General features: G+C 44.6%; 21 protein-coding genes and 1 pseudogene. 10 read left to right on the top strand and 12 right to left on the bottom strand.

The annotated features are described in order from the left end of the window. Nucleotides 1–114: 114 nt before the first annotated feature. From QUB26_RS26735 to QUB26_RS26725, 3 genes and pseudogenes are all read right to left on the bottom strand, one after another. Nucleotides 115–534, bottom strand: coding sequence for a hypothetical protein (locus QUB26_RS26735; RefSeq protein ID WP_333208127.1), 420 nt, complete (start codon nucleotides 532–534; stop codon nucleotides 115–117). 849 nt (nucleotides 535–1,383) lie between these two features. Beyond that, nucleotides 1,384–1,963 (bottom strand): annotated as a pseudogene (locus QUB26_RS26730) (hypothetical protein); the annotation flags it as partial. 150 nt (nucleotides 1,964–2,113) lie between these two features. After that, nucleotides 2,114–4,984 carry a diguanylate cyclase gene (locus tag QUB26_RS26725; protein WP_333237925.1) on the bottom strand — a complete coding sequence of 957 codons (2,871 nt, stop codon included), beginning with the start codon at nucleotides 4,982–4,984 and terminating at the stop codon, nucleotides 2,114–2,116. Nucleotides 4,985–5,499: 515 nt separating this feature from the next. On the opposite strand from QUB26_RS26725, the gene QUB26_RS26720 reads away from it, so the two are divergent. The 5 genes from QUB26_RS26720 (at nucleotide 5,500) to QUB26_RS26700 (ending at nucleotide 11,191) form a co-directional block, all read left to right on the top strand. Beyond that, complete coding sequence (locus QUB26_RS26720; RefSeq protein ID WP_333237923.1) at nucleotides 5,500–6,183, top strand: methyltransferase domain-containing protein; 684 nt, start codon at nucleotides 5,500–5,502, stop codon at nucleotides 6,181–6,183. A gap of 325 nt (nucleotides 6,184–6,508) precedes the next feature. Further along, nucleotides 6,509–7,054, top strand: a complete 546-nt coding sequence (locus QUB26_RS26715) for an RNA 2'-phosphotransferase (protein WP_333237921.1) — start codon at nucleotides 6,509–6,511, stop codon at nucleotides 7,052–7,054. A gap of 71 nt (nucleotides 7,055–7,125) precedes the next feature. Continuing rightward, nucleotides 7,126–8,334, top strand: a complete 1,209-nt coding sequence (locus QUB26_RS26710) for an AAA family ATPase (RefSeq protein ID WP_333237919.1) — start codon at nucleotides 7,126–7,128, stop codon at nucleotides 8,332–8,334. A gap of 326 nt (nucleotides 8,335–8,660) precedes the next feature. Continuing rightward, nucleotides 8,661–10,871 (top strand): PAS domain S-box protein, encoded by a 2,211-nt coding sequence (locus QUB26_RS26705; RefSeq protein WP_333320393.1) that lies wholly within the window; start codon nucleotides 8,661–8,663, stop codon nucleotides 10,869–10,871. Nucleotides 10,872–10,897: 26 nt separating this feature from the next. Further along, nucleotides 10,898–11,191 (top strand): TIGR03792 family protein, encoded by a 294-nt coding sequence (locus tag QUB26_RS26700; RefSeq protein ID WP_333250376.1) that lies wholly within the window; start codon nucleotides 10,898–10,900, stop codon nucleotides 11,189–11,191. Between the two features lie 237 nt (nucleotides 11,192–11,428). Here the strand turns inward: QUB26_RS26700 and QUB26_RS26695 are convergent, their stop codons facing one another. From QUB26_RS26695 to QUB26_RS26675, 5 genes are all read right to left on the bottom strand, one after another. Then, nucleotides 11,429–11,641, bottom strand: coding sequence for a hypothetical protein (locus QUB26_RS26695; RefSeq protein WP_106147613.1), 213 nt, complete (start codon nucleotides 11,639–11,641; stop codon nucleotides 11,429–11,431). Beyond that, nucleotides 11,625–11,900 carry a BrnT family toxin gene (locus QUB26_RS26690; protein ID WP_194011534.1) on the bottom strand — a complete coding sequence of 92 codons (276 nt, stop codon included), beginning with the start codon at nucleotides 11,898–11,900 and terminating at the stop codon, nucleotides 11,625–11,627. Before QUB26_RS26690 ends, QUB26_RS26695 begins: the two co-directional genes overlap by 17 nt. A gap of 122 nt (nucleotides 11,901–12,022) precedes the next feature. Then, nucleotides 12,023–12,289: a hypothetical protein gene (locus QUB26_RS26685; RefSeq protein ID WP_333320391.1), complete on the bottom strand. Its 267-nt coding sequence runs from the start codon at nucleotides 12,287–12,289 to the stop codon at nucleotides 12,023–12,025. Between the two features lie 165 nt (nucleotides 12,290–12,454). Further along, entirely contained in the window at nucleotides 12,455–15,625 is a 3,171-nt protein-coding gene (locus QUB26_RS26680; RefSeq protein ID WP_333320389.1) for a helicase-related protein, read from the bottom strand. Nucleotides 15,626–15,686: 61 nt separating this feature from the next. After that, complete coding sequence (locus QUB26_RS26675) at nucleotides 15,687–15,998, bottom strand: hypothetical protein (protein WP_333320387.1); 312 nt, start codon at nucleotides 15,996–15,998, stop codon at nucleotides 15,687–15,689. Nucleotides 15,999–16,221: 223 nt separating this feature from the next. On the opposite strand from QUB26_RS26675, the gene QUB26_RS26670 reads away from it, so the two are divergent. Next, complete coding sequence (locus QUB26_RS26670) at nucleotides 16,222–17,628, top strand: NB-ARC domain-containing protein (RefSeq protein ID WP_333320385.1); 1,407 nt, start codon at nucleotides 16,222–16,224, stop codon at nucleotides 17,626–17,628. A 5-nt stretch (nucleotides 17,629–17,633) separates the two neighbouring features. On the opposite strand, the gene QUB26_RS26665 is transcribed toward QUB26_RS26670, so the two are convergent. After that, nucleotides 17,634–17,960: a hypothetical protein gene (locus tag QUB26_RS26665; protein WP_333237900.1), complete on the bottom strand. Its 327-nt coding sequence runs from the start codon at nucleotides 17,958–17,960 to the stop codon at nucleotides 17,634–17,636. Beyond that, nucleotides 17,957–18,337 carry a hypothetical protein gene (locus tag QUB26_RS26660; RefSeq protein WP_333237898.1) on the bottom strand — a complete coding sequence of 127 codons (381 nt, stop codon included), beginning with the start codon at nucleotides 18,335–18,337 and terminating at the stop codon, nucleotides 17,957–17,959. Before QUB26_RS26660 ends, QUB26_RS26665 begins: the two co-directional genes overlap by 4 nt. A 115-nt stretch (nucleotides 18,338–18,452) precedes the next feature. Here QUB26_RS26660 and QUB26_RS26655 point away from each other — a divergent pair, with 115 nt between their 5' ends. Then, nucleotides 18,453–18,929: a type II toxin-antitoxin system antitoxin SocA domain-containing protein gene (locus QUB26_RS26655; RefSeq protein WP_333320383.1), complete on the top strand. Its 477-nt coding sequence runs from the start codon at nucleotides 18,453–18,455 to the stop codon at nucleotides 18,927–18,929. Then, nucleotides 18,910–19,344, top strand: coding sequence for a hypothetical protein (locus QUB26_RS26650; protein WP_333320381.1), 435 nt, complete (start codon nucleotides 18,910–18,912; stop codon nucleotides 19,342–19,344). Before QUB26_RS26655 ends, QUB26_RS26650 begins: the two co-directional genes overlap by 20 nt. 515 nt (nucleotides 19,345–19,859) lie before the next feature. Here QUB26_RS26650 and QUB26_RS26645 read toward each other — a convergent pair. Together QUB26_RS26645 and QUB26_RS26640 are read right to left on the bottom strand one after the other, a co-directional pair. Then, complete coding sequence (locus QUB26_RS26645) at nucleotides 19,860–19,994, bottom strand: hypothetical protein (protein WP_333320379.1); 135 nt, start codon at nucleotides 19,992–19,994, stop codon at nucleotides 19,860–19,862. A gap of 124 nt (nucleotides 19,995–20,118) precedes the next feature. Further along, on the bottom strand, nucleotides 20,119–20,301 hold the full coding sequence (locus QUB26_RS26640; protein WP_333237888.1) for a hypothetical protein: 183 nt from the start codon (nucleotides 20,299–20,301) through the stop codon (nucleotides 20,119–20,121). Nucleotides 20,302–20,445: 144 nt separating this feature from the next. Here QUB26_RS26640 and QUB26_RS26635 point away from each other — a divergent pair, with 144 nt between their 5' ends. Together QUB26_RS26635 and QUB26_RS26630 are read left to right on the top strand one after the other, a co-directional pair. Then, complete coding sequence (locus QUB26_RS26635; RefSeq protein WP_333320377.1) at nucleotides 20,446–21,282, top strand: hypothetical protein; 837 nt, start codon at nucleotides 20,446–20,448, stop codon at nucleotides 21,280–21,282. A 533-nt stretch (nucleotides 21,283–21,815) separates the two neighbouring features. Continuing rightward, complete coding sequence (locus QUB26_RS26630; RefSeq protein WP_333320375.1) at nucleotides 21,816–23,918, top strand: M3 family metallopeptidase; 2,103 nt, start codon at nucleotides 21,816–21,818, stop codon at nucleotides 23,916–23,918. The last annotated feature ends 195 nt before the right edge of the window (nucleotides 23,919–24,113 follow it).

Raw genomic sequence — 24,113 nt, 5'->3', positions numbered from 1 at the left:
TCTATCCTTTCTCTTCGCTGTGCTTATCTCAACGGTCAACTTTCAATTTGATGTATTTGCCAAAGTGAGATGCACCCGAAATCGGTTCCCTAGCTCTTCCTGGGAAGCAGTTATTTATGGTTTACTTGAAAGGGCGCGATCGCGTAAATAAACCCAAAATAAGCTCACCATAAATAAAACGCAAGAAACTTTCCAAACAAATAACCAGCAAGGATTCCACCACGCGCCCGTTTGTACTTCGACAATATCTGAGCCACCAAACAAGAAAAAAATTAGGGTAGTAATCAGGCGATTAATTCTGGTTATTCCTGATGTCTTATTGGCATTAAGAGCGAAACCAATAGCAAAGCAAAACCAGAGCAATGCTTCAATGTAATTTCCATTTACATTGATTTTATCTAATAATTTAGATTGTGCTTCAGCTTGTTCTAAAGAAGCCGTATTTGACATGAGATGCCATAAATAAGCACCACCTATTCCGAGAAAAATCAAGAGAATTGTTAGTCTTATTACAGCACCTTTTGTGAAATTCATAAATTAATTTTTATGGTGGGTAAGGTGGTGACTATCGGGAGCATCTCATATAGCAATCCTCGCATCAGTTTCAATAACTGGTTAACTTCCAAGCTCTGCCTGGGAACCGATGTAAGCAAGGCTCTGCCTCGGCCCAGACTATGGACGCAGAGCCTCCGGATATGCGTTACCAGGCTCTTCCTGGTAACGAGTATAATCATTTAGGATTGCTATATTTGTAAAAACACTTCTTCTGGCTGCTTCCTTCTGACTCTTTCCTCCTGCCTCCTGGCTCCTAACTCCAATTTCTAGCTGGGCTGCTTTCATTGAGATGCTCCCATCACGATGCCTAATCGGTTGGGAAATCAAAGTTAAAGAGGAGAATTATGAGACTTCTCGAACAATTTTAATTCTTGTGGGAAGGTGGTTTTAGGCATCCTGCAGGCCCTTGACTTACTTTTTTTGCAAAAGTCTATTGAAAAGTTGAAGCCCCAGTGTTCCCCGATTTCAGGGGAACAGCGCTGCGGGCGCAATTTTCCCGATCCGGTTGGGTAAACTGAAGCTTAATGGTGGGCGAGAAGTTTTTTCGGACGTTCGGATCTTTTTCCGATATTTTACGTCTACCAGCGAAGAGACCCGATTGCCTAGCTGTCGGTAAGCTGGCATGAACAGAGCCCACCTTCGATCCGAGGGTGGGCTTCTTCTTGATGTTATTAACCGTTTGTGGGCGATCGGTGGTTGGTACATTCCACCCTTGGAAGTGGCACACTGCGGGAACGTTTATCGGTGTTTCATGGGTTAAGGCTGTTGTCAATATAGCGGTTTTCAGTGGAGTAAAGTATAGATGATCGGGTAGGGAAACGGCTGATCCTAACTGTGGCGCGGGGTTCTGTGACTTTTAACAATTGGTATCACTGAGGTTTGCACGGAAAACTCCTCTGGATCGATTCCCCAATTTACCCAGCGAATTGCCTCTTTAGCCGTTAGCGAAGCCCTCGAAGAGGATCGCACATCAGGCGGCACTCGCAAAGCGTGAATGAATCCCGTACTCGGACAAGTCATTTTTAACAAATAAACAGGATTTGCATTATTCACCCGATCAAAATCATCGTCAAACTCGATGCTTAATAAAGTGTATTCCTGCCAACTATCTAATTCTGTCACCGCGAATTCTTGAATTATGCGATCGTAAGTAATTCCCTGAATTAACCCGCGCCGAATTTCTGCATTCTGTTCCTTCAACACCCACTTAGGATCGCGAATTAAATAACTTACAATTTTAATTGTTATTGTGGAAGTTATTTAATTCTCATTCCTTAGACTGCGACTGGTGCGGGTGCAGGCTACCTTACCATTCGGGTAAAATCACGCCGTGATAGGCGTAAATCGAAACACCGTCGGCAAATTGTACCGCTGGTTTTCCTTCGGCGTGCAAGCGGTGGTTGCTGTCATGGCACGACCTCCTTTAACTATATTTATAGCAATTTGAATTCACCAAAGTTTGCCAGCACATTGGTATGGTGTGTCTGATCCAAAAAAAGATATTTAAATCGAAACGATAGATTTCTGACGCACCATACAAGTTGATTTAACTATTATATTATCCTTGAAATGTGGCAACCGAAACCCGATCGCGCCCTGCTTCTTTCGCCCGATAAAGTGACTCATCGGCCATCGCAATTAGCTCCCCCGGCTGCGACTTCGCCCCCGGAATGCAGCAAGCTACACCCAAACTCAGCGTCACATATTCGCTGACAGCAGACTTATCGTGAGCTATGTGCAAACCCCGCACCTGTTGTGCGATCATTTCAGCTACGGAAGTGGCACCTTCAATATCGGTATTCGGCAAAACCACTACAAATTCTTCTCCACCGTAACGCGCTACTAAATCTGCAGCTCGCTTTACCGAATGCTGGATCACCGCTGCCACTTGCCGCAAACATTCATCCCCCGCTTGGTGCCCATAAGTGTCGTTGAAAAGTTTGAAATAATCAATGTCGCACATAATTAATGACAGCGGTGCTTCTTCCCTCGCCAAACGCCGCCATTCCGTATCGAGGTATTCATTAAAAGAGTGGCGGTTTCTTACCTCAGTCAAACTGTCGTAATTGGCCAAATACTGCAAGGCTCGATTCACTGTTTCTAACTGCTGTTTCTGCTGCTGCAACTGACGGTTGAGCTCCGCCAACTGCTGTTCGGCTGAGTGCGATCGCAACAAATTTCTCACCCTTGCGAGCAATTCCCTCTCGTCAAAAGGCTTTGAAATGTAATCGTCAGCACCCGCATCCAAACTTTCGATCCGAGCGTCCATCCCCGATCGCGCTGTCAAAAAGATTACCGGAGTAGATTTCAATTCTGGGGTGTTCCGAATCTCCTTGAGCAAATCCAGTCCGTTTTGTCGGGGCATGATTTGGTCGCTCACAATCAAATTTGGCTGCAAACTTTTGGCTTTTTCTAAACCTTCAACCCCGTCCCTCGCCACAGCGACTCGATAGTACGGAGTTAATAAAGTTTGGAGGTAAGCCAGCAGAAAATTGTTGTCTTCTACTACCAGCAACAGCGGTAATTCTCTGCTGTCACTTGTTAATTGTTCTAGATAATTTTTGTCGTCAAAACTGTTAGGTTCCGGCAGCGTGGCCTGGGGTGTGGCCGCCCGGATATTTCCCGAACCCCACTCTCCAGAGCCGAATCCAGTCAGTCCAGCCAATTGGGCGATCGCACTCACCAACTGATTCGCTTCCACCGGCTTCGACAAATGCCTCTGAAACCCCGCCTCCAGCGCTTCGGCCGAATCTTGTTCCTCAATCCCTCCCGTCAGCGCCACGGCCGGCAGCAGTTCCCTGTGCTCGGACATTTCCATGGCTCTGATGCGGCGGATTAAATCGCAGCCGTCGGCTCCCGATACCGTCATATCGCTGACCAACACGTCGGGGCGCGACTGTTGCAACTCCGCCATCGCTTCGGCGGCGCTACCCACCGCTGTTACCTTGGCTCCAAATGCTTCGAGGCCAGTTTTGAGAAATTGCCGGATCTCGGCGCTACTTTCCACCACCAGGACTTGCTTTCCCGCTAGGGGTTTGGAAACCGATCCGGGTCTGCTTTCCCTTTGGGCGATCGCAGCAGTGCGATCGTCGGGTGCATTTTTGTTGGCGCCCGGTAGCAGTACCCCAAAGGTCGCCCCCTCACCGAGACCGGGACTCGAAGCCCAAACACTTCCCCCGTGCAGTTCCACCAACTGTCGCACAATTGAGAGTCCGAGCCCAAGCCGATTTTGTTCCTTGTTCTGGAAGTTGTCTGCAGGGCGGAAGTAGTCAAAGATGTGCGGCAGAAATTTGGGGTCGATGCCGCAACCGCTGTCGCTGACCCGAATCAACACGCCCGACTCAGTAGGCTCGATCCGCACTTGAACTGGGTATGGTGTGGATTCTGGGGTGAATTTGATGGCGTTGGCCAGGAGGTTCCAGACTACTTGCTGCAAGCGTTCTGCATCCGCCAAAACGTAGCTGACGGCGGGGTCGAAATGTTTTTCTACGCGGAGGTTTTTAGCATCGGCGGTGGGACGGAGGGTGTCGATCGCAGATTCTATGATAGACGGGAGGTGAACTTGGCCGATGTTCAGGCACACTTTCCCCCGCAGCAACCGCGAGAGGTCGAGGAGATTGTCTATTTGCCTGTTTTGTAATTTGGCGTTGCGCTCGATGATTTCCAAAGCGCGGGTGGTGGTGGCTTCGTTTAAATTGCGCGATCGAGCTAGCTGCGCCCATCCCAAAATCGCGCTCAGGGGCGATCGCAGTTCGTGGGAGGCGATCGCCAGAAATTCGTCTTTTGCCCGGTTGGCTTCGGCTTGGGCTGCTTCCACGGCTTTGCGATCGGTGATGTCGAATCCGATCGCCAAATACTGACAGGGTTTTCCCTTACAGTCCAACAGTGGAACTACTGCTGCGTACACCCAATAATCACTTTCATTCTTGGCTTTATTCTTAATGTCTCCTTGCCAAACTTCACCTTTGGCAACAGTTGATAGCAGATTTTTGATTATTTCCGAAGATTTATATTCCGAATGGAGGATGCCGAAGTGGCAGCCGATTAGTTCGGCTTGCGAATAGTTGGAGATGGAGCAAACTCGTTCGCTGACATAGTTGATAATTCCTCGCGCGTCAGTCCTCAGCGCCAGTGTCGATCGGTCGATCGCTCTTTTAAAATCTAAACATTCTTGTAGCGACCAATCTAGTTCTTTTGTCGTAGAAATTTGACCGAGCCGATCGGACGCGTTTTGTTGCTGGCGATCGGGCTTATCCTTACTCCGTTGTTGGATTTCCATTGCTTCTATTTTCCCCTGACGGCTGACACCTAATCTACTCGCATCCTGATTCATTATCACAATTTTCTTTCCCGCACCGGCGGGTGTAATATTTTGTATCTCTTCATCTTCCTGACAAATTGGCAGGCACCACATCCACTCGGGAGTCACCTTAATTTTTGTTGATAGTTGGCTAAAGTTTGTCAATCTGAGGACTGATTTTTCATATCTAGCCGATCTTCGGCTGCCGGCTCATTCCTTTTTATCTGGTATCTTTTATATTTTACTAAGGGGAATCACTGATAATTTTATGGTGTGGATCACACACCGACAGTTGCATTCTTGTTTGAAACGGGTATCATAACCGTCAACTTTTTGCTCACAATTACTCCTAGTATCTGGCACAAAGTCTCGTCTTCGGCAGGCTTTCGCGTCTGTGGCATTCTGCCTCATCTGCACTGAAGGAGATATATGTGCAGGGCTAGACAGTTCCCAAATCACGGGCGGGTTTGGGCGCACAAAGTCCCTGTCTGGCGATCGTCCATAACTTCTTTTAAATTATTTTCTTCAACATCTTGACAGGTCTGTATATTTTTTGTATTATCAAATGTAATATGCCTTCAGAGAAGAGAACCGCCAAACTGGCTTGACGCACTCAACTATTAACAATTTGAGGAAAATCGTCTGTGAATTTAGACGCTGTACGCGAGCAATTTGAACAAAGAGCCTTTGATTATGACCGCTTAACTCCTCGCCTCATTCCGCGCTATCGCGAGCAACACGATGTAATATTGCAGTTAATCCCTTCTGAAACGAATGGTAACATAAAAGTTCTGGATTTAGGCGCGGGAACTGGCATACTGTCGGCTCTGAGTATGCAAGCATTGCCTCAAGCAAAAGTCCTCGCCTTTGACATCGCCCAAAATATGCTGAAAATTTGCCAAACTAACTTGTCCGCTTTCGGAGAACGGCTGACCTTGCAGCAAGGAAATTTCGCCGAAGATGATTTCGGCAGCGGTTACGATGTGGTAGTTTCTGGGTTGGCAATCCACCACCTCGACAGCGCAGGTAAACAACAGCTATTTCACAAAATTTTCCACTCCATGAATCCAGGGGGAATCTTGCTAATTCGAGATATTGTGACAGGTGCTACTCCCCGGCTGACTGAGCAATACGAACAGTTGTGGCGGCAGTACATGAAAGCTAACGGAGAAGACGATGCAGCCTGGTTTCAAAAATATTTAGAAGAAGATATTCCCTCCTCTGTGGAAGAGCAGACAAAGTGGCTTGCAGAAGCTGGTTTTGCCGACGTAGGATGTCACTGGCGCTATCTAAATTTTGCTATTTTTGGCGGAGTTATCCCAAGGTAGAAAGCGTTCGACAACATGCAGATTTTTTTGATAATTATCAAAAAATAAAGCTCGTAAAAGTCGCACACTGAAAACTTTTTAATCCCCGGACGCCTAACCTAATTTTGTAGGTTGTTAAAAGCCACTTTTACCCTATAATTCGCGCGTAAAATCCTTCATTTTTTGCGATATGAATAAGTTTCAAAAAACCTGTAGGGGCGGGTTCAATCAAGCGCTCTCTGGCAGTGCCAACAGATTCAATAAACCCGCCCCCACCCCCACAATATAACCCGCTAGTGACATTTGGCAAAATGTGATTTAAAAGCTCAATAAATAAAGTAAAATCATGAGCGATTCTCGCTTAGTAAAAATTAGCAAATACCTGAGCAGACATTTGCGACACGCTCCTGATCGCATCGGCATTCAACTCGCTCCAGGCGGCTGGGTTCCTGTTAGCGAACTCCTCGCTGCGTGCCAAAAAAATAACTTCCCTGTTCAGCTTGCAGAACTCAAGGAAGTAGTCGCGGAAAACGACAAGCAGCGCTTTTCATTTGACTCCACAGGCACTCTAATTCGTGCCAACCAAGGGCACAGCGTAGAGGTTGACTTGCAGTTAGAACCCGCTGTTCCCCCGGCTATTTTATACCACGGAACAGGTAGCACTGCTGTCGAGTCTATTCTCAGTCAAGGAATGAGGAAAATGTCACGGCATCATGTTCATTTGTCGGTGAATATCCAGACGGCGCGCCAAGTAGGTGCAAGACATGGCATCCCGGCAGTCTTTACTGTAGATGCCGCAGCCATGCAACGCGACGGTCATACATTTTACTTCTCGGAAAACAAAGTGTGGTTAGTAGATTTTGTGCCGCCAGCTTATCTCAAAATAACTTGATAATTTTCCTTCTTTTTGTAGAATGTGTGCCACAAAAAATGTAAAATAAGAGTAAGTAGGACTTTGGCAAAATGAGTGCAGAAGATATGGGCGATCGCGAAAACAATTTTTATCAAAACAATTCTAAAAATAGAGGTCTGCTAGGCTCTGGTTGGCGACCTTTTTACCGTCAATTTGATTGGGAATATCTGGTACATTTAGCGTCTAGCGACCCCCAAGAACTAGCTCAAAAAACTTTAGGGGCAGCTAGCGACATTGCCGACGCAATGGGACGACACCAATATACTTGGTGGGCAAATATTTTAAATGTATTTTCGGAAAATACTCGCTACGAAATGGATGAATTTTGGGATTACATTACTCCGCAGCCAGTTTACCCGGATTACCGCTACAAAGACGTTTTAGTTACCGAAACGCCGGTGGTGCAATTGGTCAGCCGCGCTAGCATTCCCATCGACTACGTTCTCAACAAACTCCAAGAGATTACTGTTTTCAAAGTTCTCGATTTGCTAGGGAAACCGGATGCAATTACCCAGTCTTTTATGGAGCGACATTTTTCTTATCCCCCGGAGCGATTTGTTAGCTGGGAACGCTTAGAAGTTTTGGGTACTGTTTATGCTTCTTGGGCCCGATTCGGCTGCTGGGTACAAATTGACAGCTACGACAGGGGAAGACGCTGCTACACTCTGATTTGCCAAGATATTGCGCCGCTCGTTAGCAAGGCAACTTATAATTTAGCGGTGATTCTGGGCGGGTACAAAAGCCGCGTCGGACAGGTTCACAGCCAGTTCCCAATTCGCACGTTTTCTGCGGAGGTTCAAAGTTTTACCGATACAGTTCAGCAGGCAATTCTAGATCAAAATCAGTTGGCTGTTTTGGTTAGTGGCGAACCGGGAACGGGCAAAACTGCTTGGACGCAAGCGGTAGCAAAGGAAATTTTAGTGCCGCTGGGTTATGTGATTTTTATCTTAGACCACGATGCTGTGGAAAATTTTGTGCCACCGAGTTATTTGGAGCGGATTTGTATTATTATCAATGAGGCTGATAATTTGGCTCAAGATCGATCGACTGCAGAGGCACAACGCACTAACAAAACTGAACATATTTTGAGTTTGCTGGATGGCACTTTGTATCAAAGCGTTATCGACGAAAACGGCATTCAATTTCAGCAAAAACTCGTAGTTTTGATGACTTGTAACACGACGGAAAGATTAGATCCTGCAATGTTACGGAAAGGGAGAGTGGATTTTACCAGTGAATTTACGCACAAATTTGTTTGAGCGCTATCTTGGATTATCAAGCTATCTGGCGATCGCACTGGCTACACGATCTCATAGTCGGGGGACAAAACAGAGCACTCCAGTCCCCTCCGACTATTCCGGCGGCGCCAGCGTGATATATGCCTAATGGTCAAACAGCAGTCGGGCACTAGATTTGCTCTTAAGTTGACACTAATGCCTATAGACATATCCCCATCAAAAATGATATCAATGATGGGTGATACCCTCTAAGGGTATCGTCCGAGAGAGCAAATCAGGGAAAAACAGCATTTTTGGTCTCAAACAGAATTTTTCAAACTTGACAGCTATGGAGGAAATCCCAAACCGTGCAAACTAAGCCAGTTCAGCAAAAAAGTCAGGGACTGGGAAGGTACGTTGACGGGACTTTCCCGATCGCCCAACAACCCGCAGAGGCAACCGTGTCGGAGAGTAAAGACAGATTTCGGCGGTTTGTGGAGCGCTCCGCCGAGGCCGTGGCAATGGTAGATTGTGAAATGCGCTATCTGTCGGTTTCTCGTCGCTGGGAAACAGATTGCGGGTTGGGCGACGGCGAGGCGATCGGCCGATCTCATTGGGAACTGTTCCCGAATCTCCCGGAATATTGGGAGCAAAATGCCCAGGCTTGTTTGACGGGAGTTTTGGAATACAGCGAGTTTGTGGCAGGGCGATCGATCGCATCTGTATCAGGAAAAATCGCAAGCGGCTCTGTTAGCGAGCCGGTAAGATGGGTATTTCAACCTTGGAAAAATAACGAAGGTGCGATCGGCGGTTTGATTTTGTTTGCATCTAAGATAGGTGAGGCTTCCGCTCAAACCAATTGCTATAATAAATTTCAGTCCGAGGTCAAAAGTAAGCAGTTAGAAACAATACCGCAACTAACTCAAATTGCCCTCGAAAATGCTGCTGATACAATCTTTTTTAGTACCTCCGACGGTCAAATTTGCTACGCGAACAAAGCCGCTTGCCATCTTTTTGGCTACTCGGAATCGGAACTGCTAAACATGAGGGTTAGCGACATCGATTCGCGGTTGCCAGCATCGGATTGGCGAGAACACTGGGCTCTTCTCAAGCAGCAAAACAACCTCACTTTTGAAACCAGTTACAAAACCAAAGACGGCGCCAGTTTTTCCGTCGAAGTTAAAGTCAATTATTTAGTATACGGCGGCTGCGAATACCGCTGCGCGATCGCCCGCGACATTTCCGCTCGCCTCGCAGCAGAATCAGCGCTCGTAGAGGCAAAAGAGCAACTTCAAGCAGTTTTGGACGCGGTGCCGGGATTAGTTTCTTGGGTAAGTTCCGATTTGCGTTATTTGGGAGTAAACCGACATTTAGCTAGCGCTTACAAAATGCCAGCCGAACTATTTTTCGGTCAAAAAGTAGGTTTTTTAGAGACAAGTCCCAAATTTAACGATTTAGTATACGATTTCTTTGCAAACCATAAAAAGAAGACATCTCAAGAAGTAACAGCGAGCATCAGAGGAGAAAATAAAACTTATCTAATAGTAGCTCAAAAATACCATAACAATACGGCGGCGGTATTTGTGGGATTGGATATTACAGAAAGCAAACAGTCTCTTTTAGCTTTGCAAGAATCCGAAGAACGCCTGCGACAACAAGCGGCAAAATTAGAGCAGACGCTGTTAATTTTGCAGCAAACTCAAACTCAACTGATTCAAACAGAAAAGATGTCATCTCTGGGGCAGTTGGTAGCAGGAATAGCCCACGAAATTAACAATCCAGTTAGTTTTATTTCTGGCAATGTCAGCCACGCCACTGGCTACATTCAAGAACTGCTGCGAACGATCGAGCTTTACCAAAAGTATTATCCCCATCCCGTGCGGGAAATTCAAGATTTGATAGAAGAATTAGACTTAGACTTCATCAAAAAAGACTTGCCAAAACTGCTAAATTCCATGAAAGTCGGTTCGGAAAGGATTCGCGATGTCGTGCGATCGCTCCGCTTGTTCTCGCGTACCGACGAAGCCCAAATGAAGCCGGCTGATATCCACGAAGGTTTGGATAGCACTGTGCTGATTTTGCAAAATCGCCTGCAAGCTAAAGGGGGACGGCCAGGAATTTCTCTAGTTAAAGAGTACGGAGATTTGCCACGAGTTCACTGCTATGCGGGACACTTAAACCAAGTGTTCATGCACTTGTTGACAAATGCGATCGACGCTTTGGAAGAAGGGGGGAGAAATGCCGAAAAGTATGGTAAAATTCAAAATCAGTCTTACTTAGCTTCAGCCAAGTCGAAATCTGAAATATTCAATCCCGAAATTCGGATTCGGACTTCCGTGGTAGGGGAAAACGAAGTTGCGATCGCCATTAGTGACAACGGCCCTGGCATGACTGAAGAAGTCCTCGACTGCATCTTTGATCCTTTGTTTACCACTAAATGTTCAGACACGAGCACTGGTTTGGGTCTAGCAATCTCCCAGCATTTAGTAGTAGAAAAGCACGGCGGTAAGTTGCACTGTGTTTCGCGTCCGGGAGAGGGAACGGAGTTGATAATTAAAATTGCGATCGGCAACGATTAATGAGCGATTTATAACAGGCAAATAATATGGTAATCGAGTGGCTAAAATTTCAAGTACCTCCCGAAAAGTTGGAGGCATTTATTGAGCGAGATGAAGAAGTTTGGACGGCAGGATTGAGAAGTTTACCCGGTTTTTTGGGCAAGGAAACTTGGGTAGATCCGGTACAAAATGAGGTGGTGATACTGATTCGCTGGCAAACTAGAGAGTTGTGGAAGTCGGTGTCGCAAAGCACCATAGATGAGCTGGATGCCAAAATGGGTGAGTTGCAAATGCCGATCGCCGAAAGTCGCGAATATCAAGTTAGCAAGTTTTTGCATTAGTTAGTCAGCAGTCAGTTGCTCGTGTTAATTTTTGAAAGATTAATCATGAGTTTTACCTTGATTGCACCGCAGACATCGATTTGGTATTTGGTGGGAGGGGCGATCGCTCTCGGTACAATCATTGCAGTGTTTGGTATTTGGTGTGAGGGGCGATCGGGCCACCCCTTGCTTTCCACCTATGCAAGCACAGATAACCTGGAAACTTTCGGATCTGATTTGTTGTGCTGTGTGCGCTACCTAGACAGTGACAGACTTGGCAATTTTTGCCAGCAATCGCAACGCTTCATTGACAGAAGCTGAGTCTCGAAATATTTCTGCTACGTCTGGATCGAGAATCACAACATTACTTGATTTCATATAGGCTTCATAGTATTTGCCACGGACACCACCTGAAAAATCGTATTCAGGTCTCATCTCGTCATTAATTGTTACTTCAGGTTCCTGACTCATAGCTTTTTCTCTCTTGTCGGGTGGCTAAACGGGCGCTGATTAAACGCACTTCACCTTCTCGTTCTGTATGGGACACAACAAAAAGGCGCTGTAAATTTGACTGACCGATCGTTAAAAGACGGAACTCACCTACAGAGTGGTTAGGGTCAGAAATTGTAATAGCTAGTGGATCTCCGAAGACAGTGACAGCTTCTTCAAAAGACACACCATGCTTTTTGGCATTACTAATCGCTTTGTTTGAGTCCCACTGAAACTTCATAGATCTATTCTACTCTCAAGCAGAAGAGGGAGGCTGGCAATTGCCTAGCTTACTGCTCTATTTTACTATTTAGGGCAAAATGGCGAAAATCAAAAATGTCAATGTGACTGACTTCTAGGAACTCATAGACTCTGAGGAATGTTGAACTGCTGCTGTAGCGCTGTCATTGCTCGATCGACTGGGATTCCTTCACCTCGATCGAAGCTTTCGAGCCCTTTGCGGATGCCGATGATAGCTTCGAGGTAGTCGATACGCTCTAGCAGTTGTTCGTAGGTATTAAGTTGGGGGTTTGGAGTGGATTTGAGCGATCGTACCAAACTGAGAAGATCCGCAAGCAGTTCGTCAGGGGTGCTATCGATTTCTTGGATGAGGAGTTCTTTGATGGTCATCGCGGCATCTCACGAGGATTGATACTTTGATTGTAACGGTGATCGCTATGAGTTTTGATGGGCGATCGATCTTGGTAGAATCATCGCAGTGTTGGGTATTTGGTGTTAGGGGCGATCGCTCTTTCATTTTAGGCGATCGCTCATCAGAAACAAGAAAGGGCGATGTTATGCGATGTTATTTTCTTTAACTTCTGCGATCGGATCAACAATAGCTACCAAAGCAACAGGAATCGGCACGAAATAACTTGACTCTTCCTCTAAGAAATCCTCACCACCCATGCTGAAAGAATCTTGAACCCATTGAGATATCTCCCGCCCTGCTGATTTTGCCAGATCGATTTCTTCGGGTGATAGAGAGACTACACCTTGAACAATTTGCTCCTCCAAGAAAGTAATCATGTCATGTACTTCAATAGCAGAAGCACCATCGGGATTGACTGGCTGAGTAAAATCAGTTGTAAAAGTGTAGTATGTCAAATATTTAGCTGAGTCTGATGATTTTTTTTTCTCCAATTCTCGTAATGGATGGGTGGCAAACAGCAAGTAAGAGCAGCCTTTAAGATTGGGAAAATGTTCGCAGAGCTTTTGTGCAGAAACAGCCATAAAATCCGCTTGTCTTTGTCTAGCAAGAGACTGAGTTAAGTTTCCAATTGGATCAATTGGATCGTCTCCAGGAACACGAAGAGGTTGATGTTGTTCTGTTCCCTCACTTTTTTTTAGAAACCAAGGCAGCAACCCTGCTAATCCCTTGGGATTTTTTTCTTGGCTAAAAAGAGCAAATTCTGGGTCAAAGTTAAATTTTCTATCTTTTTTTTTGTTTTTCTGCTTGATTACGAGAACTTCAGAAACTGCTGACTCCATCTCTGTTTTGTCTTCCCCAAAAACAGGACGTTGCCATTCCTTAGCTTCAAAAGCTAGTTTATGTTGGTAAGGATCGTATTGAGTAACTTCCAAATCATACCAAGTTCTGAGGCGTTTACGTAGCTTCTCGCGATCGAGAACCTCAATGGGTTTTAGCTGTTCATTTAACTTACGAAGCTCTGTCTCCATGACATCACTGCTTTCCTTTGCTACTTTTAGAATTTGGTCTACAGTTTTTTCATCACCACTGTCATCTTCAATAGCACTTGCAATTTTGCCCTCTTGCTTATTATCAAGCTGTCCCAAAATTTTCAATTGCATACGCGGATCTGTAACTCCTGCTTTTTCGAGACGCTTTAGTAAGGCTGTATCTCTTTTTTCGGCTAATGTACCCTCTAAAATGAGATAGTAGGCAGTGACATCAGAAATTTGACCTAATCGAGCAACCCTCCCATTACGTTGCATTAAAACAGCAGGATCGGGACTTAGATCCCAATGCACAACTTTATTGGCTACTTGAAAATCTAATCCTTCGTCCGCCGCAGAAGTTGCGACAAGGATGCGGTATTTTTGGTTGCGATCGTAAAATTCCTTAACTACATTCTTTCGATCATCAGCACTCATCTCCCCAGTAAGAGCCCGACTTTGTTTAGGAAAAGTTGCGGTAATAATGGCAGTAGTTTGTAAGACCTCAGTAAAAACGAGAAAACGAGAATCGGGATGTTCTTCTAGCATAGCTCTTAGCCAGTTTAGCTTGGCATTTTCAACACTTCTACCTGATGCCAACAAGTCTAAGGCTAATTTTGTCAGTTCTAATATTTCCTCTATCGTTGCTTCTAAATCTGTATCATCGTCATCATCTCGATCATTTTTTTGTTTTGCGTTCTCCAGTAGTTTTTTCTGAAAGTCACGAATAGCAGGTATATTGCCATCCTTCAAGTGGGCAGAGTCAAATGAAAAATTACTGTCAGAAGGAAATATAACCTTTTTGGCGTATCCTGTAACTGTATCCCTCTCAGTATCAAATTTCGCTAGGTGTTTGGAAATCTCGCGAATTAATTTCCTTAAATCTTGAGTATCAGCGAAGTTATCTGTCTTATACTTGTGATCATTTTGCCATTTTGGATGATGGCGGACACACCAACGAAATAGCCAACAAGCACCTGCAAGGGAACTACTGGTTAAACGTGTTTCAAGATGTGCTGTAGCAAACCCTCCAAAACTACCCCTATGATCTCGATAAATACGCTGTACTGTCCTTTTGATTTTTTCTAGCGTTGACAGATACTCTTCATCAGTTTTTTCGAGACTTGGCTCACCTTCGCGGTGGGGACGAACTATCATTAATTTCGGAAATAATCTTTGGTCAGACCAATTACGAATCTCATCCTGTTGCCGCCAGATGACTGCTACGGGTGAATCATCTTTTGATATTGCTGCTCGAAGTTCTTTGTTGCCAATATCGTTAGCATAGGCATTTTCAAAAGCAGTTTGGTGTACCAGTAATCGCAATAAATTTGTAAATTGATTGGCAGAGCGAAAAGGTGTAGCACTCATCAAGATAACTAGCTCTGGCGGTTCTGAGTCTTTCCAGAACTTACCTGCGATCATTTGATATGCAGTTTTATAAGCTTGTGTTGTATCAATTGCCGATTCTACATATGACTCCCCATTGATGAGGTTAGCATTGCTGGCACAGTGATGACATTCATCAATGATGATGATATTTGGTTTAACTCCTTTAGGTAGCTCTTTCTTATCATTAAGATATCGTCTAGCAGCGTGCATACTAGCAATCCGAATACCTTTTTGACTAATGCTATCGCCATATTGTCTAAAAGAATCTACAACACTAATAATGCTTCCATCAACAGAATCTTTAATCACACTACGTAGTTTATCTCTAACATCTTCGGTTAAGCCACCAGAAGTTAGATAAAGACAACGCAAATCATCCTTTTGTGCAATCAGCTTGTCTCTTAATATTAAGCCTACTTCAATTGTTTTACCTAAACCTACTTCGTCGGCGATCAGAATTCGCTTAATGCGAGACTCATGATTTTTAACATACTGTTGTAATGCTAATTGATGAGGAAAAGGATCTTTGTCACTAGCGGTAATCCGCCCAGAATAGATATTTGCGAGGAGCTCTAATGCACCCAATCTTAGAACAGTTTTAATATGATGCTGATGCTTTAGGTCATTTTTTTCTAGGACGCTTTCACCTGCATAGTATGTATGGTTTTCCTTGAAACGTAACCATACGTCAGGGAATTCTTCTTTAATTTTTTTCCAGTGGCGTAAGTTTTTGAAGCGGATACCTCGCCCATCTAGTACGCTGTTTTCGCTGTCAGTTGTTTCGATTGTATAGGCTAAATGGGTATAGGCATTGCGATCGACACTACTGGGATCGGCCCAGACAACATCTGCATGATTACCGCTCTCAGATGGGATCTCAAACAGCCTATACGTCATGCGTCTGTCCTCAGAAGTTTTTGATTATGCACAAGTTCCCATGCCTTTTAAAGAAGTAAGCTTATTTTGGAAAGCAGTGACTACATTTATTGAGGGCATAGCTTCCAATCATTTCGCCAGTATCAATATCGTAAACGGGAAGTATTTTCCCATCAGGAAAAACGTCAACTGGTATAATCCCAATATCATTAAGACCAATGAAAATGCTTAGGTTTGCATCTGCGAGATTGTGAGAACCCCAAAAATTATCCATACCAACACGATGTAGTTCGCCAGTGTCGGGGTTGAGGATATACTCAAAGCCAATTTGTTGCGCTTTCTGATAAAGGGAAAGATTTGTAAGTCTCTTGCCCAAAAGCTTTAATTTTGACATGATTAATATTTTTTGACGATAAACAACTTTTTTACTAATTTAATACTTGTTCCATCATCCTTACAAATCAAAGATTTGTCTAGCCCAAGAATGTTCAATTTTGTGATCTGTTTTTCACTCCTGTCAATCTCTTTAATCTAGTTTTGTAGAAAAATGTGGAAAAATGTATTTAACTGTTCTTAAATGTGAGCTATAATACAAAAAAACCACATCTTTCTGACCAATGAGCCTAAAAGAAGCCTTAAAGCTTGCCGATCGCATAATCTTCGAGAAAACGGGTCAACACCTTGACGATCTACAGGAAGCGGTACTCAAAGGCACTCTAGAACATGAGACATACAAGCACATAGCCAAAGACTTTGACTGTTCGGAAAGTAGTGTGAGGAAAGTAGGTTCAGAACTATGGCAAATACTTTCAGAAGAGTTGGGAGAAGATGTTAATAAAAAGAATTTTCAATCGGCAATTCAGAGGTTCAAACTCTCTAATGTTTCAAACTTTGTCAGCGAACAACACATCACTGGTAGTTTTAACACCTGTGGAGAAGCTAGACACCCACCAGAACAAAGAAACTCACACCCACCAAATCAGGAAACAGCTAACTCAAAACCCACGAAAACTCTACATCAAGATTTAAGCGAAATGCCGGAGTTGGGTAATTTCTTCGATCGCACTTCCTCACTCCAAACCCTCACAACCTGGATTCTACAACAAAACTGCCGCCTCATAACCCTCACCGGCATCGGCGGAATCGGCAAAACATCCCTAGCAGTACAACTCGTACAACAAATCAAAAACGAGTTTGAGTACGCAGCTTGGTACACACTAGACGAATTTCCCACCATCGATAAATTTCAATCTAACCTAACACAGCTTTTTTCCCAGTCAGAAAAACAAGATTCATCCCCAACAAACCAGAAACCCTTACCGCTGATTAAATATTTACAAAACCATCGCTGTTTAGTAGTCTTGGATGACGTTCACAACCTTTTCTGTAGCGGCGAATTGGCAGGAAAATATCAACCAAAATACGAAGAATATCGCTCCCTATTCAAACAAATAGAAAAATTATCCCATCAAAGTTGCTTGCTGCTAGTCGGTTGGGAACCGCCGAAAGAAGTTCCTCAACTCACCAGCGAAAATACTCCCATTCGCAGCTTACAACTCACTGGTTTAGACAGCGCAGCCGCCGGAGAAATCCTCAGAGATAAAGGATTAGCAGAAATTGATAACTGCGAAGCACTTATTCACCGCTACCAAGGCAATCCGTTATGGTTAAAAAGCGTGGCGACTTTGATTCAAGAGTTGGGAATTGGTGCGACTGAGGTATTAATAGATGATACCATATTGTTACCAGAAGATTTGAAAGATGTTTTACACGAGCAGTACGATCGCACTTCCGAACTAGAAAAACAAGTCCTGTCCTTGTTGGCGACAGAAAACCAGCCAGTCAACTTCGCCAAATTGCTACAAAACGGACAAATATCATCATCCGATTTGCTAAACGCATTGCAATCTCTATCGCGGCGCTGCTTGCTCGAAAAACAGGAAAGTCTTTACACTTTGCCACCTGTACTGAAGCAGTATATCAAAACTAGACGATCGCACTTAACAAACATCGACAGTGAATAAACATTTCAAACAACACCGCTTGTCAACTCTTGTTTTCTCAAATTCGGCAACAATGCCAAAACATCCAAATACCACCACCAACGCTGAGGTGTAATCTCCTCAAATTTGCGCTTCTGCATTAAATCCACAAATCTCGACAACTCCTCATAAAACTCCCTTGCTTGTTCAACTAACCGTCGATCTGCATTTGCTAATAAACCTTTCTCTTCCTCACTCAGTTGAGATTCAACTTTTGCCAACTCATCTCTAAGTTGCAACATTTCTAAATGTTCAGCCCCACTCACATCAGGAAATTCAACCATTACACAATAGTTTTTTACCAAAATATTCATAACAAATCCTTCACTAAACCTACATAAATAAACATTGAATTAGCCAGGTAGCTTTCCGGTTCCTTTGGAGGAAAAGCCGTTTCTAAAACTCCATCCAAGCCCATCATTACCAGCCATATTGTGTTATTTACACTGCTGGTAACGGTCGGATAAAACGTTTCTCCGTAGACATACACATAAACTTTAGCATCAGCATCCCTGACAATTAAACTGATAACTCCATTATATTCTTCAAGGGTCGCATCCGGCCCTAAATGACCTAAATTAATCCTTTTGAGTAAATGAGGCATTGCTTTTCCAGGTTTCCAGAGAATTCCGTCTCTCACCCGCTCAATTGCTTGCACAATCTCTAATTGCCTACCTTCATCAAAAATCAACTTTAACCTTGCCTGAAAAAAAAGTTAACTGCAAACAAACATATTATAACCTATAATAGTTAACTGTTAACAGTCTGTGCTATCATAGAATACAAAACTTATTGAGTCGAGTTATATGACCACAATAACTACAGTCACAACAGCCTCAAAACTCGCTGATTACTACATCTGGTTCGCGAATGATGTAGGCTCCTATCTCAGCAACCACAAGCTACAAAAACTCTTGTACTACGCCCAAGCATGGTATTTAGCCTTTGAGGATACACCGCTTTTTGATGAAGATTTTGAAGCTTGGGTGCACGGGCCGACTATCCCGGCTTTATTTTATGAATACAAAGAACAATTTGACTGGAAGCCAATTCTGAAAAAAGTCGAAAAACCCGACTTTCCAAAAGAAGTACAAGAGTTTTTAGACGAGTTATCCGACGAGTATTTCTTTTGCGATGCCTATGAGTTAGAATTGATGGTGCGACGCGAAGACCCTTGGATTAATGCTAGAGGTGATTTGCCAAAAAATGAACCTTCTCATGTTATTATTCCCAAGGAATCAATGAGAGAATTTTACAAAACCCGTGTCATCGAAGAAAATTAAAAAAGCAGATATACGCCGCCAGCAATCTTTATCTAGCATCAATCGTCTAGATGTAAAAATACGGGAAGGAATTAGTTTTTCCTTTAGGTATTATCAGGATGACAAAGATCAGTTTTCAATTGGCGGTAGAGATGCTAGATATCTAGCATCTCTATTGAGAAGGCTGCGCGATTTGTCACAATTGAACGATCAAGAAATTATCAATAATCAAAGTAAAAGTCTGCGCTGTCATAGCATAGTTTGGAAAAATACTACTGAGCCTAATGGCTTCGGGATTCCCAATGAAGCTGCGCTAGTAAATGTTCCCTACCAGTTTCAAATATCTGCTAATGAATACGGCAGGGTGCATGGCTTTTTTAGTGAAAATGTTTTTTATATTGTCTGGCTAGACCCAGACCACAATCTTTACAGTTGAAATGATTAGAAATATTGATTACATTGGATAATTAATGTTATTTAAAGTCAGGATACGGCAGTGCCGATTGGTGTCAACTTCAGGTTCATTGCATAGTCCGGCAAGGGTTGAAACCCCTGCCTCAAAGCTAAAGTCCTCTCAAGAGGACTGAATAAGCTGTTACGCATTTAAACCATTAACGATCCAGGTAAGGTGCGTCAGAAGCGAACACTGACTATACATGGGAAACGCTTATTGACGCTCCGCACCCTACTATCCTCCTTTAAATGCCGAACAGCTTAACTCATTAGTCCTCTTAAGAGGACTTTAGCTATTAGACAGGGAATTCATTCCCTGGCGGACTGGCGGGTAAACTGGCGGACTTGATGGGCTAACAGCTTAAGTTGCCACCAATGAGCATTGCCGTGTCCGACCTTGATCCGACTACAGAAACCGGGTTTTTTCCCGAATCTGTGGCTGCGACAAAATATTCTCGCAAAAAACCCGGTTTCTGGGCCCCCGTGCGTAAGTCCTGTTTAAGAAAATTTAGCATAGATAGCTGAAATAAAATTAACGCTTAAAAAGCCTACTGCTACTACGAGAATGATAAAGATTGCGATACTGAAAATAGACTTTAGCCGATCGCCAATTCCGGGTTTTTCTGAGCTCATTGGTCAATTTTTGCAGTAAATTTGAGAGGGGCAATTGAGAAAGAGTAGATTATACCAATGCGCGCACAAAAAGGCAACTCCCGACAAGCTCCAAACGACGATCGCCCTGAGTAAGTCGCATTTTTTAATTTTTAATCTCAAATCTAAAATCTAAAATAGTCTTAGGCATTGTTTGGTTGGGCACAGCAGCCGCGAAAGTCGATCGCCCAAACCCGATGGCGCTAACTCCTGTAAAATAGAGGGCGCGTTGGGGCGAACCTTTTAACAGCCGGAATTGGGCGCGATCGCCACAGGCTCCCAAATACATAATAATATGGCAGTCATCCTTAACTTACTCACAAAGGTAAAAATAGAAGAGTGCCAAGAAATAATCTAAAACATATAACTGAAAAAAGGATAGAAATCGATGCTCCACCCAGTCTCGCAACCTTACCCACAACGAGCAAATACTATGACCCAAAGAGCCGTGCGGAAGCCAAAACCCTCTGTTGCAAACCACTTGAGACCAAGTTTTCCTCAAAGGCACTGGCTGGAGCTGGCAGAGTACGCCTCTCTGGCGGCCTCTGGTGTGGGTTCCCTGGCGGTGGCAGTGTCGGGTCAAGCTTTTTACGGGGTGGCTCCCCTAACTTTGGCTTTGTCGCTGAATGTTGCTAACCGGTATCGGTTCGAGCAGCAAGTGCGGGTGCATCAAAATTCGGAAATGGCCCAAGTCCAAAAGTCTGTCAATAAAGTCGAAAAAACGGCGGTGACGGTAATTGTTAAATTACGCAGGCAGTTGTCAGCAGATATTGCAGCGCTGCGCCAGCAAATGGCTGCACTGCCTAGGCATGAGGCTTTTGAGGAGTCGATCGATATTCAGCGGCAGTTACTAAGTTTAGGAGAGTCGGTAGCTTCTTTGCAAGAAATCGTGGCGTCTGCTGTGCTCGATGTCCGCCAGCAGGTGAGCGAACAAGTGCAAGATTTATCGGTTGGCCAACGGGCGAATCTCCAAGCTGTGGAACAGGCTATAGAGCAACTGCAAATCGCCACGCAAGGCTTGGCAGAAACTTCTATCAGCCGAGACGACTGGGAAGTAGTAAATACTCGATTTTTGGAAATCCAGAAAGTCATGGCCAATTTGCAAAGCCAACTGCTAGCTCCCGCACACCAATCGAGTGCGGATTTGTCGATTGTCCAAGCTCAAATCCACCGTTTGGAACACGAGCAGCAAGAAGTTGTCAAACCTCACCTCAAACGCTTAATCTCAGTTGTCAAGGAGTTGCAGCACACACCAGATAACCGTCAGTAGTCATTAGTCAGCAGTCATTAGTCATCAGTCAGAAGGAATACTTTTCCCATCGGACACGCTGGACACTCTCCGACTCTGTGACTCACGCCCGATCGAGTCCTACTTTTTCGACAACTGTGTTAAAAGATTAAAAGCTAATCTGTCTAGTTCACCAACAAAATGAGTCTGAAGCCCCGTCCTTCGCTTGACGGCTTTGTGTTAGAACATTTAGAAAGGCAAGTAAGAACAACCATCTACGTGTTGAAACAATCTCAAAAGGTGTAACTCCTGATTTAGCTCGCCTCGACTCGATCGTAGTCTGGTTAAACAAGCAATAGTGAATTGTTGAGCGTACCTAACTGGCTTGGTGATGGACTCTGAAAGTATAAAAAGACAAAAGTAAGCGCAATTGCAATACTTCTGGTATTAGTAGTTGTTTTGAGCGTGTAGAGGCGATTTGTCAGCGCCTTTAAGACTCAAATTGTGGTCTTAAGAATCTTCGTGGCTTTAGCCCGGAGAGTGTCAACTGTTTTCAACCTGTTACAAGAAAAATCATGACTGCAACCGTAACTATTGCTGATAACCCGTTACTAATCGGTCAAGGATTGCCCCCATTTGACGCGATCGAACCACAACACGTAGTCCCCGCCATCACCCAACTGCTGACCGAACTAGAAGCCTCGCTAGCTGCCTTAGAAGCCTCTGTAGAGCCGACTTGGAGCGGCTTAGTAGAACCATTGCAGCGACTCGGAGAGCGTTTAAATTGGAGCTGGAGCATTGTCGGACATTTGATGGGTGTGAAAAATAGCCCGGAACTGCGATCGGCTCACGAAACAGTGCAGCCGGAAGTAGTAAAATTTTGGAGCAAGCTCAGTCAAAGCAAACCGCTTTATGAAGCTTTTAAAGCACTGCGGGCTAGTGAAAATTGGGACAGGTTAGAGTCAGCTCAAAAGCGAATTGTCGAAGCCGCTCTCCGAGACGCCCAACTCTCCGGCGTCGGTTTAGAAGGCGAGCAAAAAGATCGTTTTAATGCCATTCAATTAGAATTAGCCGAAATTACTACCCAATTTTCCAATCACGTCCTCGACGCTACCAAAGCATTCAGCATCACCCTCACAAACAAAGACGAAATTGACGGTTTGCCGCCGAGTTTGTTGAGTTTAGCAGCTCAAGCCGCTCGCAGCGCCGGCGAAGAAAATGCGGATGCCGAAAACGGCCCTTGGCGGATTACTTTAGACTTTCCGAGTTACGGCCCTTTCATGCAGCACAGCACCCGCGGCGACTTGCGCGAAAAGTTGTACAAAGCTTTTATCGGCAGAGCAAGTAGCGGAGAATTGAATAACTGGCCGTTGACCGATCGCATTTTAGCTTTGCGCCAGGAAAAAGCTGCTTTGCTGGGGTTTAGCAGTTATGCCGAATTGAGCTTGGCGAGCAAAATGGCTCCCGACGTGACAGCAGTGGAAGCTTTGTTAGAAGAATTGCGCTTAGCTAGTTATGATGCTGCTGTCAAAGATTTAGAAGAATTGAAAGCTTTTGCTGCCGAAAAAGGCGCGGCGGAATCTGGGGATTTAAAGCACTGGGATATTGGTTTTTGGTCGGAACGGCGCCGAGAAGAAAAGTTTGCTTTTAGTGCCGAAGAATTGCGACCTTATTTTGCTTTACCACAGGTATTAGAGGGGTTATTTGGATTAGTAAAGCGGCTGTTTGGCGTGACAGTAACTGCGGCGGACGGTCAAACTCCTGTGTGGCACAAAGATGTGCGCTATTTCCAAATAGATGATGAAGCAGGAAATACGATCGCCAATTTCTATTTAGACCCCTACAGCCGCCCCGAAGAAAAGCGCGGCGGTGCTTGGATGGACGAGTGCGTGGTGCGCGCTAAATTTGTCGAAGCGGGAAAAACAACCACGCGGTTGCCGGTGGCTTATTTGGTGTGCAACCAAAGTCCTCCGGTTGACGGCAAACCGAGTTTAATGACTTTCTTGGAAGTCGAAACTTTGTTTCACGAATTCGGTCACGGTTTGCAGCATATGCTGACAACGGTAGACTATCCGGGGGCTTCTGGCATCAATAATGTTGAGTGGGATGCGGTGGAATTGCCCAGTCAATTTATGGAAAATTGGTGTTACGATCGCGCGACTTTGTTCGGGATGGCAAAGCATTACGAAACCGGGGAAACTTTGCCGGAACACTACTACCAAAAACTGCTAGCAGCGCGCCACTACATGAGTGGCACCGTCATGCTCAGGCAAGTACATTTTAGCAGCGTTGATATCGAATTGCACCACCGCTATCGATCGGGCGGCAGCGAAACTGTGGCCGATGTCCGCAACCGTATCGCTAAAACTACGACTGTTTTGCCTCCTCTGGAAGAAGACGCATTTTTGTGCGCTTTCGGACACATTTTTGCGGGTGGCTATGCGGCGGGGTATTACAGTTATAAATGGGCGGAAGTGCTCAGCGCTGATGCTTTTGCGGCGTTTGAGGAAGCGGGTTTGGAAGATGAAAGTGCGATCGCCTCTACAGGTAAGCGCTTCCGAGATACAGTGTTAGGATTGGGCGGCAGTTTGCACCCGATGGAAGTGTTTAAAACTTTCCGGGGACGCGAACCGAGCACTAAAGCTTTGTTGAGACACAGCGGTTTAGTTGCTGCTTAATCTGGCTTAATCTAATCTGGAATAATTGGGGATTAATGCGGGTGAATTTCTTTGCATTAATCCCTGTTTTTTTGTTGAATAAGATTTGGGCATATCCTGTATGTTTAGGGTGTTTATACAGGGTAAACGCATCTAAATTAATTTGACAAACACCTAAATTTGTGCATTACTAAATAACTAAAAAAAACTTTTAAA

The sequence above is a fragment of the Microcoleus sp. B4-C1 genome (assembly GCF_036705285.1).
Lineage (GTDB): Bacteria > Cyanobacteriota > Cyanobacteriia > Cyanobacteriales > Microcoleaceae > Microcoleus.
The sequence above is the reverse complement of the archived record's forward strand: the minus strand, read 5'-3'. Positions and strand labels throughout refer to the sequence as shown.

What these genes read in the sequence shown, in the direction of transcription:
- QUB26_RS26700 (WP_333250376.1), top strand. Translation starts at nt 10,898, where the DNA reads ATGGTAATCGAGTGGCTAAAATTTCAAGTACCTCCCGAAAAGTTGGAG.
- QUB26_RS26640 (WP_333237888.1), bottom strand. Translation starts at nt 20,301, where the DNA reads ATGTATTTGGGAGCCTGTGGCGATCGCGCCCAATTCCGGCTGTTAAAA.
- QUB26_RS26695 (WP_106147613.1), bottom strand. Translation starts at nt 11,641, where the DNA reads ATGAGTCAGGAACCTGAAGTAACAATTAATGACGAGATGAGACCTGAA.
- QUB26_RS26680 (WP_333320389.1), bottom strand. Translation starts at nt 15,625, where the DNA reads ATGACGTATAGGCTGTTTGAGATCCCATCTGAGAGCGGTAATCATGCA.
- QUB26_RS26670 (WP_333320385.1), top strand. Translation starts at nt 16,222, where the DNA reads ATGAGCCTAAAAGAAGCCTTAAAGCTTGCCGATCGCATAATCTTCGAG.
- QUB26_RS26645 (WP_333320379.1), bottom strand. Translation starts at nt 19,994, where the DNA reads ATGAGCTCAGAAAAACCCGGAATTGGCGATCGGCTAAAGTCTATTTTC.
- QUB26_RS26735 (WP_333208127.1), bottom strand. Translation starts at nt 534, where the DNA reads ATGAATTTCACAAAAGGTGCTGTAATAAGACTAACAATTCTCTTGATT.
- QUB26_RS26710 (WP_333237919.1), top strand. Translation starts at nt 7,126, where the DNA reads ATGAGTGCAGAAGATATGGGCGATCGCGAAAACAATTTTTATCAAAAC.
- QUB26_RS26675 (WP_333320387.1), bottom strand. Translation starts at nt 15,998, where the DNA reads ATGTCAAAATTAAAGCTTTTGGGCAAGAGACTTACAAATCTTTCCCTT.
- QUB26_RS26690 (WP_194011534.1), bottom strand. Translation starts at nt 11,900, where the DNA reads ATGAAGTTTCAGTGGGACTCAAACAAAGCGATTAGTAATGCCAAAAAG.
- QUB26_RS26635 (WP_333320377.1), top strand. Translation starts at nt 20,446, where the DNA reads ATGACCCAAAGAGCCGTGCGGAAGCCAAAACCCTCTGTTGCAAACCAC.
- QUB26_RS26715 (WP_333237921.1), top strand. Translation starts at nt 6,509, where the DNA reads ATGAGCGATTCTCGCTTAGTAAAAATTAGCAAATACCTGAGCAGACAT.
- QUB26_RS26665 (WP_333237900.1), bottom strand. Translation starts at nt 17,960, where the DNA reads ATGAATATTTTGGTAAAAAACTATTGTGTAATGGTTGAATTTCCTGAT.
- QUB26_RS26630 (WP_333320375.1), top strand. Translation starts at nt 21,816, where the DNA reads ATGACTGCAACCGTAACTATTGCTGATAACCCGTTACTAATCGGTCAA.
- QUB26_RS26655 (WP_333320383.1), top strand. Translation starts at nt 18,453, where the DNA reads ATGACCACAATAACTACAGTCACAACAGCCTCAAAACTCGCTGATTAC.
- QUB26_RS26685 (WP_333320391.1), bottom strand. Translation starts at nt 12,289, where the DNA reads ATGACCATCAAAGAACTCCTCATCCAAGAAATCGATAGCACCCCTGAC.